Origin of the sequence: Streptomyces sp. NPDC006610, assembly GCF_040611575.1 — a bacterium.
Lineage (GTDB): Bacteria > Actinomycetota > Actinomycetes > Streptomycetales > Streptomycetaceae > Streptomyces.
In genome coordinates this window covers 135,379-146,697 of the sequence record NZ_JBEXOP010000017.1, presented here as the reverse complement: position 1 = coordinate 146,697, position 11,319 = coordinate 135,379, and the positions used below count along the sequence as shown (strand labels likewise).

Sequence of the window (11,319 nt, the reverse complement as noted above, 5' to 3'; positions counted from 1 at the left end):
AAGCAGTGGCGGGAGTTGATGGAGGCCCGGCGCCACCTGTACGAGGAAGTGGCCAGCGCGGTCGTATCCACCGACGGCCGCACCCCCGAAGAGGTCGTCCGACTCGTCCGGGCCGTCCTGCGCGTGCCGGCGACGGAGCGGGGATGAGGAGGCGCCGCGCCTCCGGGGCGGCGGCGGCGCCGGTCCCCCGGGGCTGTCAGCCGCCGCTCTTGCGCCGGAACGACCGCTGGCTCGCCGCCGGGCCGTGCGCCGCACGCACCTTCGACGCGTCGGGGTTGGCGGAGACGTCGGCGGCGTCCGCCTGCGCACCGCGCTTGCGCGCCAGGGCCTCGCGGAACTTGCGCTTGAGGTCGTAGTTGCCGTCGCCGTCCGGCTCCAGAGGGGACGCCTCGGGGGCAGCCGGCTCCGAACCGTCCGTGGACTGGGGCTCTGCGGTCATGGTGACTCCTGGGTTCGGGGGTGGGCAGGCACAGCTTGTCATGCCGGGCGGGGGCGGGGCGCCTGCGGCGTCGTCCGGCTCCGCCTCGGCGGGCGTCCCGGCCGCCGCGCGGGAGGCTCGCCCGGTCAGCCGCCGCGGCGCACGAGGGCGGCCCTGCGGGCCTCGGCGAGTCTGCGGGCCTCGCCGGCCTTCCGGGACTTGCCGCCGGCGCCGCGGGAGGCGTCCTTGCTGGTGCCGAGGCCGCGGAAGGGAAGGTTGGTGTTCTTGGGCCGGGAGGCGGCGGGCCCGCCGTCGAGCGGGGTCCCGGAGGGAGTCCTGGCGCCGGTGATCCGGCTCAGCTCCGCCTCGCCCGAGCGCACTTTGGTGACGGTCGCCTCGATGCCGGCCGCGGCCATCATGCGGCTCGTCTCCCGGCGCTCGCCCGCCTCCACGAGCGTGACCACGCTGCCGGACGCGCCGGCGCGGGCGGTGCGGCCCGCCCGGTGCACGTAGTCCTTGGCGTCGGTGGGCGGGTCGACGTTGACCACGAGGTCGAGGTCGTCGACGTGGATGCCTCGGGCGGCGACATCGGTGGCCACCAGGACGGTGATCCGGCCGTCCTTGAACTCGGCCAGGGTCCGTGTGCGCTGCGGCTGGGACCTGCCGCTGTGCAGGGCCCCGGCGTGCACCCCGACGGCCCGCAGGTGCCGGGTGAGCCGGTCGACGGCGTGCTTGGTGTCGAGGAACATCAGCACCCGGCCGTCGCGGGCGGCGATCTCCGTGGTGACGGCGTACCGGTCGGGACCGTGGACGACCAGGACGTGGTGCCGCATAGCCGCCACCGCGCCCGCGGACGCGTCGACCGAGTGGACCACGGGGTCGTGGAGGAAGCGGCCGACCAACTGCTCGACGTCGCGGTCCAAAGTGGCCGAGAACAGCATCCGCTGACCGTCGGGCCGCACCTGGTCGAGCACCTCGACGATCTGCGGCAGGAATCCCAGGTCGCACATCTGGTCCGCCTCGTCCAGCACGGTGATCCGCACCCGTCCCAGGCGGCAGGCGTTGCGCTCGACCAGGTCGTGCAGGCGTCCGGGGGTGGCGACGACCACCTCGGCTCCCTCGCGCAGCGCGGCGGCCTGCCGGCCGATCGACACACCGCCGACGACGGTGGCCGTCCGCAGCCGCAGCGCCTCGGCGTACGGCGCCAGCGCCTGGGCGATCTGCTGGGCCAGCTCACGGGTGGGCGCGAGGATCAGGGCGAGCGGCTGCTTGGGTTCGGCGCGCCGCCCGGCCGTACGCGTCAGCAGCGGCAGGCCGAAGGCGAGGGTCTTGCCCGATCCGGTGCGTCCGCGTCCCATGACGTCGCGTCCCCGGAGGGCGTCGGGCAGGGTGGCGGCCTGGATCGGGAAGGGTGCGCGCACCCCGAGGCCGCTCAGGGTCCGCAGCACCTCGACCGGCAGGTCCAGTCCCTCGAAGGAGTCCGCCGAGGACGGGACGTCATTCCCGGTCCGGCAAGCCGCGGTCCCGGGTGCGGTGGAGCGGGTGGGAGCGATGCCGGAGTCAGCCCGGTCACCGGAGTCATGGGGGTGTTCGTGCTTCATGAACAGCCTTCCGCAGGGGAACGTACCGAGGAAGGCCCGGCAGGTGGAGAGGAGCCGCGACGACCACGCAAACGCGTCACACTAGCACAGGGCAGGGGTGGACCGGGCAGGGCCGGCACGCGGTGATCCGGATCGGCGGGCCGGTCGGGGGAAGTCATGGCGAGAAGGGCCGATCGCCGGAGTTTCCGGAGGGCTGCGCCCGATCGCCCGGTGTGATGCGGCCTTTCCCCTGCGATGCATGCGCGATGCGGGTGTGATGCATGGTGGCTGAATCCATACAGTTCGGGAAATGCGTCGAGCGGGTGTTTCCGGCGCGTGCGGGACTTCCCCCCGAATTCCGTGTGGCCGGAAGACGACGGCCGTAGCCGGGTCGGCGCCGCCGGAATGCGGCCGGTGAAGCGGAACCTCCGGAGGCGGCGACGGGGGTCGGGCGGCTCCGGAGGCGGGGATCGCTTTCCGCGGTGTCAGGTGAGGTCGCTGACGATGTCCAGCAGGGCGCTGGTGGCGCGGCCGTGCAGGGAATGTCCGAAGGTCACGCGGGTCACGCCGAGCGCGCCGAGTTCGGCGGGGGTCGGCCCGTCCGGGAGGCACAGCGCGTTCACCGGGCGGTCCACGCACGCCACGATGTCCGGGAGCTGCTCGGTCGGAGCGAGGATCGGGAACACCACGTCGGCGCCCGCCTCGGCGTAGAGACGGGCGCGTTTGACGGCGGATTCCACCGACCCGTCGCCGAAGACGAACGTGTCGATGCGGGCGTTGACCACGAGCCGGTCGCCCGCCTCCACACTGACCTCGGCGAGCCAGTCGGCGTGCCGGTCGGCGTCCTTGACCTCGCCGGTGGCGGGGTCGGAGTCCTCCAGGTTGCAGCCGACGGCTCCGGCCTCCAGAAGCCGTTCGACGATCTCGCGCGGCGGCAGCCCGTAGCCGTGCTCGATGTCCGCGGTCACGGGCACGTCCACGGCGCGGGTGATGCGCCTGATCGCGGCGAACATCTCGTCGGGCGGGGTGTGCCCGCCGTCCTCGTAGCCGAGGACGGCCGCGATGGCCGCGCTGGACGTGGCGAGCGCGCCGTGGCCGGCCCCGGCGAAGACGCGGGCGCTGACCGCGTCCCACACGTTGGGCAGGACCAGCGGCGACTGCGCGGCCTCCCGCTCGTGCATACGTCGGAACGATTCTGCGGGGATGAGAGTCCGCATCGGTTACCTCCTGCTGAGCTGGTACTCGGCGTACAGGTCGGCCAGCTCCCAGGCCAGGTCCAGCGACTGGCTGCGGTTCAGCCTGGGGTCGCAGGCGGTTTCGTAGCGGGTCGGCAGGTCGGCGGGAGTGACCTCATAGGTGCCCCCCAGGCATTCGGTGACATGATCACCTGTCAGTTCCGTGTGGACGCCGCCGGGGTGGGTGCCCAGCGCGCGGTGCACCTCGAAGAAGCCGCGGAGTTCGTCCACGACGGCGTCGAGGCGGCGGGTCTTGAGGCCGCCGTCGGCGACGAAGGTGTTGCCGTGCATGGGGTCGCACACCCAGATCGCGGGCGAGCCGGCTGCGGTCACCTTGGCCACCAGCTCGGGCAGGACGTCGCGCACGGCGTCGGCGCCCATGCGGGCGGTGAAGGTGAGGCGGCCGGGCACCCGGTCGGGGTCGAGCCGCTCCACGAGGGCGAGGGCGTCGTCGGGGGTCGTGGTGGGGCCCACCTTCACGGCGACCGGGTTGCGCAGGCGGGCGGCGTAGTCGATGTGGGCGCCGTCGAGTTGGCGGGTGCGTTCGCCCACCCACACGGTGTGGGCGGAGAGGTTGTAGGGGCCGGCCGGGGTGGCGCGCGTGAGGGCGTGCTCGTACTCCAGGACGAGGGCCTCGTGACCGGTCCAGAACTCGGTGCGGCTGCGGGCCGCGAGGGCCCGCAGCAGGTTGAGGGTGGTCGCCGACACGCGGTGGGCCCGGCCGAGGCGGCCGGGCTGCGGGGTGCGGGACTCGGGGGTGAAGTCGCGGCCGTTGACGAGGTCGCCGCGGTAGACGGGCAGGGTGACGCCGTCCCGGGTCTCGTGCGGGCTGGAGCGGGGCTTGGCGTACTGGCCGGCCATGCGGCCGATGGTGACGACGGGGGCGACGGCGGCCTCGGAGATGACGGCGGCCATCTGGTTCAGGGTGCGGAACTTGGCGCGGATCTGGTCCTCGCCGACGCCGTCGAAGGTCTCGGCGCAGTCGCCGCCCTGGAGGATGACGGCCTCGCCGCGGGCCACGGCGGCGAGACGGTCGCGCAGCGCGTCGCACTCCTCGGGCAGCACCAGGGAGGGCGCCCGGCGCAGGGCGTCCGCGGCTTCGGCGAGGGCCTGCGGGTCGGGCCACTGCGGCTGCTGGGCCGCGGGCAGGTCCGACGGCAGGAACGGGTGCGCCGCGGGTGTGTGGTGCGGGCTCTCGGGCCCGCGGCCGTCCGGTGCGGCCGCCGCACCGGGGGCGCGGTGGGCGGCCTCCTCCGGGCGGCCGCCCGGATGGCTGGTGTCGATGGGGTGCTCGGTGAGGCGGCTGACGGTCACAGCGGTGGTGTCCCTCTCTTCAGGGCGCGGTCGACCAGGGGGCCTGCCGCTCCCGTGTACTGGGTGGGGTCGAGCAGTGCGGCGAGTTCGTCCGGCCCGAACACGCCCTGCAGTTCGGGCAGTTCGGCGAGGACGGAGCCGAGGGTGCGGCCCTCCTCACCGGCCTGCGCCGAGGCGCGCGTCAGCAGCCGGCGGGCGTCCGCCTTGCCGATGCGCGGGGCGAGGACGGCGGCGATCCGTTCGGAGACGAGCGCGCCGCCGGTGAGCGCGAGGTTGTCGCGCATGCGGCGAGGGTGGACGGTGAGTCCCTCGGCCAGTTCCACGGCGGTGTGCGCGGCGCCGCCGGCCAGGCGCAGGCACTCGCGCAGCAGCAGCCACTCCGCGTGCCAGGCGCCGGCGGACCGCTCGTCCTCGGTGGTCAGGCACTGGGTGAGGCCGGTGGCGAGCAGCGGCACCTGGTGGGCGGCGGAGCGGATGAGGGTGGCGAGGACCGGGTTGCGCTTGTGCGGCATCGCGGAGGACGCGCCGCGGCCGGCGGGGCCCGGTTCGTGGGCCTCGCCGATCTCGGTGCGGGACATCACCTGCACATCGGCGGCGATCTTGCCGAGGGACGCCGCCGTGTGCGCGAGGGCGGCCCCGAGGTCGGCGAGGGGGGTGCGCAGGGCGTGCCAGGGCAGCTCGGGTCGGGCCAGCCCGGTCTCGGCGGCGTACGCCTCGATCAGCCGCTCGGTGTAGCCCGCGGGGTCGAACGGACCGTCGGAACTGTCCAGTTCGGCGTACTGGAGGTAGCCCGCGAGGGTGCCGGCGGCGCCTCCGAGGGAGACGGGCAGGCCGTCGCGGCGCACGCGGGCCAGCCGGTCGGCGGAGTCGAGGACGAGGCGGCGCCAGCCGGCCGCCTTCAGGCCGAAGGTGGTGGGCACGGCGTGCAGGGCGAGCGTACGGCCGGCCTGCGGGGTGTCCCGGTGGGCGGCGGCGAGCGCGGCGAGGGCGTCGGCGGTGCGGCGCAGGTCGCCGAGGACGATGTCGAGGGCGCGGGCGGCGACCAGCATCGCGCCGGTGTCGAGGATGTCCTGGCTGGTGGAGCCGCGGTGGACGTACTCGGCGGCGGCCGGGTCGTCGGCGGCCACGACGGCGGTGAAGGCGGCGACGAGCCCGACGACGGGGTTGGCGGTCTCGCGTGCGGCCCGGGCGAGGGCGCGCACGTCGAGCCGGTCGGCGCGGGCCGCCGCGGTGATGGCCGCGGCGGCGTCGGCGGGCAGGGTGCCGAGCGAGGCCTGGGCGCGGGCGAGGGCGGCTTCGGCGTCCAGCATGGCCTGGAGCCAGGCCTCGTCGGTGGTGGCCGCCTCGACGGGGGTGCCGGCGCGGACCGGCGACAGCAGGCCCGCGTCGGCGCCGACGGCGCTCATGCGGCCGCTCCGGCGCAGATCGCGTCGGGGCACACGGGCGACACCTCGCGGACCGCGTGCGCGATGGCGTCGGAGTCCTCCAGGGTGACGGAGCCGACGCCGGGCCGGATGCCCGCGGCCGTGACCCAGTGCACGGACTCGGTGGGCACGCCGTAGGCGAAGCGGCGCGGGTGGGCGCGGCCGGCCGCGTCGACGAGGCGGTAGGGGCGCTCGGTGACGCCGAGGCCGCCCGTCTCGTAGACGTGGCCGCAGGCGCCGGGGATGCGGTACGTCGTGCACTGGCCGGTGACGAGCAGGTGCCGCAGCAGCGGGTCGGCGGTGCGGCGCAGGTCGGGCTCGGGCAGCCGGGCCTCGATCAGCACGCGGGCCCGGTACCGCACGGCGGGCAGGGCGGTGGAGGTGGCGGCGAAGGCGGCGCCCTCCTCGCCACCGGAGTCCGCGAGGTTCGGGACGTCCGGGATGCGCTCGACCCTCATCCCGGGGGCGAGGACCTCCACGACGCCCGCCTCGATCAGGGCGATGAGCTCCTCGATGCGGGAGGCGGGCGGGCCGATGGAGAGGAAGGCGTTGAGCGGGGTGTACCAGCCCTCCAGGTCGTCGCGGTGCGAGTTGCCCTCCAGTCCGCCGTGGTCGACGGCCAGGCGGATCTCGTTGCGCAGGTCCCGCAGGACGTCGAGGGCGGCCTTGAGGGGGCCGCTGACGTTTCCGGCGCGGGCGTGGACGACGTCGGCGCGCAGGTGGTCCAGCAGCCAGGCGCGGTGGTCGTCGGGGCCGGTGAAGACGCGGTCGCCGTAGGGGCGGGCGATGCGTTCCCAGTCCCAGCGGTCCTCCGCGGCGATGCCGGCGGCGTCGAGGAGGGCCTCGCGCTCGGCGGCGGAGCCGGCGGCGGCGTAGCGCTCGGCGAGGTCGTCGCCGTCGCCGCCGCGGGTGGCCAGCAGGGCGCCGTAATAGACGCTCTCCACCTCGGCGCGGATCAGCGGCCACAGGTCGGTGCCGAAGTGCACGCGGTCGCCGTCGGCGGCGCGCGCGCGGAACTCCGCGGCCCTTTCGGCGGTCAGGATCCGGGGGACGTGGCGGCCGTGGGCGCCCTTCTCGTTCTCGCCGCGCGCGTGGTACGGCACTCCGCGCCGGGAGCCGGCGACCAGGCGCGGTTCGCGGCCGGAGGGCCGGTAGACGAGCCGGCCGTCGCGGTCGCGGACGAAGGAACCGCCGCGGCCGGCGGTCAACAGGGCCATGTAGTCGAAGAAGTTGAGGCCCATGCCGCGCAGCAGGACGGTCTCGCCGGGGGCGATGGCGTCCAGGTCGGTGTCCGCCGGGTTGGCGGGCGGCAGATAGCGCAGCCCGTGGGTGTCGGCGAACGCGGCGAGTTCGCTCTCGGCCCGCGTCGGGCGGGCGGGGACGTGGCCGAGGGTGAGGACCACGGCGTCGAGGCCGTCGAGGACGGTGCCGTCGGCGAGCCGGAGCCGCTGTGCGGGGCCGTCGGCGCGGGGAGTCCGGGCCCGCTCGTCGGGTCGTTCGTCGTCCAGGGAGACGGCCTCGCTGCGGTGCACGCGGATGTCGAGGTGCGCGGGCGCGGTGTCGATCAGGCGCCGGAACACCCAGGTGAGGTAGGCGCCGTAGAAGGCCCGGGTCGGGTAGGAGTCGGGGCCGAGGTCGCGGGCCTCGGCGAGCACGGCGTCGGCCAGGACGTCGCCGTGCGGGTCGGGTTCGCCGTGGAGCCGGTCCTGCGCCCACTCGTACAGACTGGGCCCCTCCTCGACGGGTCCTTCGATCGCGACGCTGGCGTCGGTGAAGACGCTGACCTGGGAGGCCACCGTGTTCATCAGCAGGTGCCGGGACTGGGCGGTGCGCCAGACGCGGCCCGGTCCCGGCGGGGCGGGGTCGACGACGTGGACCGTGAGAACGTCGCACGAGGGGGACTTGCGCTCCTGGGCGCACAGACGTTCCAGGACGGACAGCCCCCTGGGGCCCGCTCCGACGATGGCCATCTCTGTGTGTCGGGTGTTCACGTCTCGCTCTCCGCTGTGGGGGTTGGACGGTGGACTGCGGTGGCGTTGCTGATGCGCGGCTCACACGCGGTTCGTGCGGCGGCTCGTACGTGGTTCTCGGTGCGACGGCTCGTACGTGGTTCGTGCGGCGGCTCGTGCCTGGTTCGTGCGGTGGCTCGTACGGGCGCGGTGGGCCGGGCCGGCGTCGCCGCCGGGGGCCGGCCCACCGCGCCGCAGCGGGCGGGGGGAAGCGGTCAGGGGCGAGGCCCCGGAGGGCTCAGTTCCACCCCACGTCCCGGGTGGCCGCGCCCTGGCCGGAACTGTTCCGTCCGACGGCCGCGACGGGCACGACGGCGACCGCGCGGTTCCATCCCACGTCCGCCTGAACGGCTTTGGCCGCACGGTTCCAGCCAACGTCCCCGGCCCGTGCGGAAGCCGGCGCTCCGCCATCGGACCGGCGGTCACGGTCACCGGTCCCACCCCGGTGACCTGCGACGTCGGCCGTGCCGTCACCGGTCGCGCCGCCCCGGGCGCCACCGGGAGCGGCGGACGCCGAGACCCCGGACGCGATGTGCCGGTTCCAGCCGACATCGCCCGTCCGCGCGGCGCCGTCGACGACGGCCACCCCCAGCGCTCCCATCAGGGCCAGCGCACCGGCGGCCCCCCGGCCGCCGGTCCGCCAGGACCTCGACGTCATGACCATCCCCCCGAACATGGTGTCCCCTTCTTCGATTTTGCTTCGGTGATCCCTGAGTTGACATGTGGCACATGCAGGTGATCGGGCCCGTGAACTCCGCTCCGCCGAAGACCGCGACAATGCGGCCCACACGATCATTCGGTTGAATGCCGAACCATGCGGAACGATGCAGTGCGGTGCGGACCGGAATCTGGCCGAATGTTTTCAGCCGATCGACAAGGCGTCGGCGATATCTCGGCCCATTAGCAAGAATGCGTCTTTGACGGCGGGCCCCCCTCCCGCTCGAAAAGGTGCCAGCCCTGGGGCCGGCGCAAAAGATCATGGATACTTCGGGTCAGCGCAGTGCCGCGAAACGAGGGATGCAAATGTATGCACAGTTGCCAGAAAGAGATCTGGCAGACATATCAGACACAGTCCGGGGGGAGCCGGCGAACAGGGACCCGGCCCTGACGCTGCGTCACGCGGCGGCGGCCCTGCGCGAGTTGTCCCGGTCGCTCGAGACGCAGGCCCAACTGCTCCCCCCGCCGGCGGTCGACCGCCGACCCGCAGACGGTACCGGAACGTCCACCGCCGGATTCCGGTACGTCCACGGCCTCCAGCAGATCGCCGAGGCCATCCAGCGCGAACTCGACACCGCCACCTCGGAGATCCTGACCGCGCAGCCGGACGGGCCGCGCCCGGGCGCGGTGCTGGCCCACGCGCTCGAAGCGGTCCGCGACCGCATCGCCTCCGGGGTGTCCATGCGGACCCTCTACCAGCACAGCACACGCTTCGACGAGCCGACGAAGGAATACGTCCGCACGGTCACCGGCTACGGCGCCCAGATCCGCACGCTCGCCGAGTTCTTCGACCGGCTCATCATCATCGACCGCAGCACGGCGTTCGTTCCCGCCAACGCAGAGCGCACCACCGCCGTCGTCGTCACCGAGCCGGCGATCGTGAAGTTCCTGACCGACATCTTCGAACGGGCCTGGGACCGGGCGGAACCGTATCCCTTCATTCCGGTACGCGCCGCCGACGCCGCGGCCGAGATCATTCCGCCGATTCGCGACGCCATCTGCAAACTCCTGGTCGAGGGAAGGTCCGACCGGGAGATCGCCCGCCGCCTGGGATTCAGCCTGCGGTCCCTCCAGTCGCACGTCGCCCGTCTCAAGGACGACTACGGCGCCCAGCACCGGCTCCAGCTCGGCTACCTCATGGGCGTGAAGGACGCCCTGGAGGGCAGCATCACCCAGATCCGCCCCGAGTACCTGGTCACCGCTCCGGACGACCCCAGGGGCGCGGAGCAGGGCCTTGCGGGGCCCGGGCACAGCTCGTAGGCTCGCGGCGCGACCGAACGGGGCGACTCGCCCCGGAACCCGGGGGCTCGACGCCCGCCGGGTCCCTCGCCATCGCGCCTCCACCGTCGTCGGACGCCCGCCCACCGGCCCGTCCGTGCGCCGGTGCCCGCCCCGCGCCCGCCCCGGTCCCGCCCGGTCCCGCCCGGAACCCTCCGGCGGCCCGGCGGCCGCCGGGCGCGCCCGCGTCACTCCGCCGACCGCCGCGGCCCCGCGTTTTCCGAAAGGTGACCCATGTCGTCCACCCCGTACGGCCTCTCCGCCAACGAGAACCCCTACCCGCCGCTGCCCTCGGTGCGGGAGCTGCTGGCCGCCGAGTCGGCCCGGATCAACCGCTACCCGGACCGCTTCGCCACCGCGCTCACCGAGGCCGTCGCGCGGCGCCACGCCGTGCCGGCCGGCCATGTCGCCGTCGGCGCGGGGTCGGTGGGCGTCACGCTGCACCTGCTGCACTCGCTGCTCGTCGGCGAGGGCGCGGCGGACGGCGGGGCGGACGGCGTGCCGGGCGCCCGCGAAGTGGCGTACGCCTGGCCGTCGTTCGAGGCCTACCCGCATCTGACGGCGCTGTGCGGCGGACGGTCCGTCCAGGTGCCGCTGACCGGGCACCGGCACGACCTGGAGGCGCTCGCCGACGCGGTCACGGCCGAGACCCGGGCCGTCATCGTCTGCAACCCGAACAACCCGACCGGCACGGTCGTGCGCCGCGGGGAGCTGGAGCGCTTCCTCGACCAGGTGCCCGAGCACGTGCTCGTGGTCCTCGACGAGGCGTACCGGGAGTTCGTGCGGGACGAGGACGTGCCGGACGGCGTCGAACTGTACCGGGAGCGGCCCCGGTTGGCGGTGCTGCGGACCTTCTCCAAGGCGTACGGGCTCGCCGGGCTGCGCGTGGGCTACGCCATCGCCCACGAGCCGGTAGCGGCGGCGATCCGCAAGGCGGTCGTGCCGTTCGGCGTGAACGCCCTGGCGCAGGCGGCGGCCGTCGCCTCGCTCGGGGCCGAACGCGAGCTGATGGAGCGGGTGGAGGCGCTGGTCAAGGAGCGGCACCGGGTCCGTGAGGGGCTGCTGGCCGCGGGCGTCACCGTGCCGCCGTCGGAGGCCAACTTCCTGTGGCTGCCGCTCGGCGGGCGCACCTCCGCCTTCGCCGAGGCCTGCGCGGCCGAGGGCGTCACCGTGCGGGCGTTCCCCGGCGAGGGGGCGCGGGTGACGGTCGGGGAGACGGAGGCCAACGACATCGTGCTGCGGGTGGCCGCGCGCTTCGCGGACGACGCGGCGCGGTAACCGCCCGGCGCACGCGACGGCCGCCGTCCCCCGGTCAGGATCGGGGGACGGCGGCCCTCGTGCGCG

9 protein-coding genes and 1 pseudogene are annotated in these 11,319 nt (G+C 74.6%); 3 read left to right on the top strand and 7 right to left on the bottom strand.

Annotation, left to right across the window (positions count from 1 at the left end; all coding sequences use genetic code 11):
- Positions 1–147, top strand: a pseudogene (locus ABZY13_RS16635) (shikimate kinase); the annotation flags it as partial.
- A gap of 49 nt (positions 148–196) precedes the next feature.
- Here ABZY13_RS16635 and ABZY13_RS16630 read toward each other — a convergent pair.
- From ABZY13_RS16630 to ABZY13_RS16600, 7 genes are all read right to left on the bottom strand, one after another.
- Complete coding sequence (locus ABZY13_RS16630) at positions 197–439, bottom strand: DUF5302 domain-containing protein (RefSeq protein WP_356631217.1); 243 nt, start codon at positions 437–439, stop codon at positions 197–199.
- A gap of 125 nt (positions 440–564) precedes the next feature.
- On the bottom strand, positions 565–2,019 hold the full coding sequence (locus ABZY13_RS16625; protein WP_356631216.1) for a DEAD/DEAH box helicase: 1,455 nt from the start codon (positions 2,017–2,019) through the stop codon (positions 565–567).
- Between the two features lie 464 nt (positions 2,020–2,483).
- Complete coding sequence (locus tag ABZY13_RS16620) at positions 2,484–3,215, bottom strand: isocitrate lyase/phosphoenolpyruvate mutase family protein (protein ID WP_356631214.1); 732 nt, start codon at positions 3,213–3,215, stop codon at positions 2,484–2,486.
- 3 nt (positions 3,216–3,218) lie between these two features.
- Positions 3,219–4,394, bottom strand: coding sequence for a 3-deoxy-7-phosphoheptulonate synthase class II (locus ABZY13_RS16615; protein WP_356631230.1), 1,176 nt, complete (start codon positions 4,392–4,394; stop codon positions 3,219–3,221).
- Between the two features lie 149 nt (positions 4,395–4,543).
- Positions 4,544–5,953 (bottom strand): 3-carboxy-cis,cis-muconate cycloisomerase, encoded by a 1,410-nt coding sequence (gene pcaB, locus ABZY13_RS16610; protein ID WP_356631212.1) that lies wholly within the window; start codon positions 5,951–5,953, stop codon positions 4,544–4,546.
- Entirely contained in the window at positions 5,950–7,941 is a 1,992-nt protein-coding gene (locus tag ABZY13_RS16605; RefSeq protein ID WP_356631228.1) for an FAD/NAD(P)-binding protein, read from the bottom strand. The genes pcaB and ABZY13_RS16605 overlap by 4 nt, the downstream gene beginning before the upstream one ends.
- A gap of 277 nt (positions 7,942–8,218) precedes the next feature.
- A complete protein-coding gene (locus ABZY13_RS16600; RefSeq protein ID WP_356631210.1) occupies positions 8,219–8,566 on the bottom strand; it encodes a hypothetical protein in 348 nt (115 codons plus the stop codon).
- A gap of 554 nt (positions 8,567–9,120) precedes the next feature.
- Between ABZY13_RS16600 and ABZY13_RS16595 the strand changes: the two genes are divergently transcribed.
- Both ABZY13_RS16595 and ABZY13_RS16590 read left to right on the top strand, forming a co-directional pair.
- On the top strand, positions 9,121–9,957 hold the full coding sequence (locus ABZY13_RS16595; RefSeq protein ID WP_356631208.1) for a LuxR family transcriptional regulator: 837 nt from the start codon (positions 9,121–9,123) through the stop codon (positions 9,955–9,957).
- 252 nt (positions 9,958–10,209) lie between these two features.
- Positions 10,210–11,253, top strand: coding sequence for a histidinol-phosphate transaminase (locus ABZY13_RS16590; protein ID WP_356631206.1), 1,044 nt, complete (start codon positions 10,210–10,212; stop codon positions 11,251–11,253).
- Positions 11,254–11,319: the final 66 nt, after the last annotated feature.

Coding starts and splice junctions, on each gene's coding strand:
- ABZY13_RS16630 (WP_356631217.1), bottom strand. CDS start 439: ATGACCGCAGAGCCCCAGTCCACGGACGGTTCGGAGCCGGCTGCCCCC.
- ABZY13_RS16625 (WP_356631216.1), bottom strand. CDS start 2,019: ATGAAGCACGAACACCCCCATGACTCCGGTGACCGGGCTGACTCCGGC.
- ABZY13_RS16620 (WP_356631214.1), bottom strand. CDS start 3,215: ATGCGGACTCTCATCCCCGCAGAATCGTTCCGACGTATGCACGAGCGG.
- pcaB (WP_356631212.1), bottom strand. CDS start 5,953: ATGAGCGCCGTCGGCGCCGACGCGGGCCTGCTGTCGCCGGTCCGCGCC.
- ABZY13_RS16605 (WP_356631228.1), bottom strand. CDS start 7,941: ATGGCCATCGTCGGAGCGGGCCCCAGGGGGCTGTCCGTCCTGGAACGT.
- ABZY13_RS16590 (WP_356631206.1), top strand. CDS start 10,210: ATGTCGTCCACCCCGTACGGCCTCTCCGCCAACGAGAACCCCTACCCG.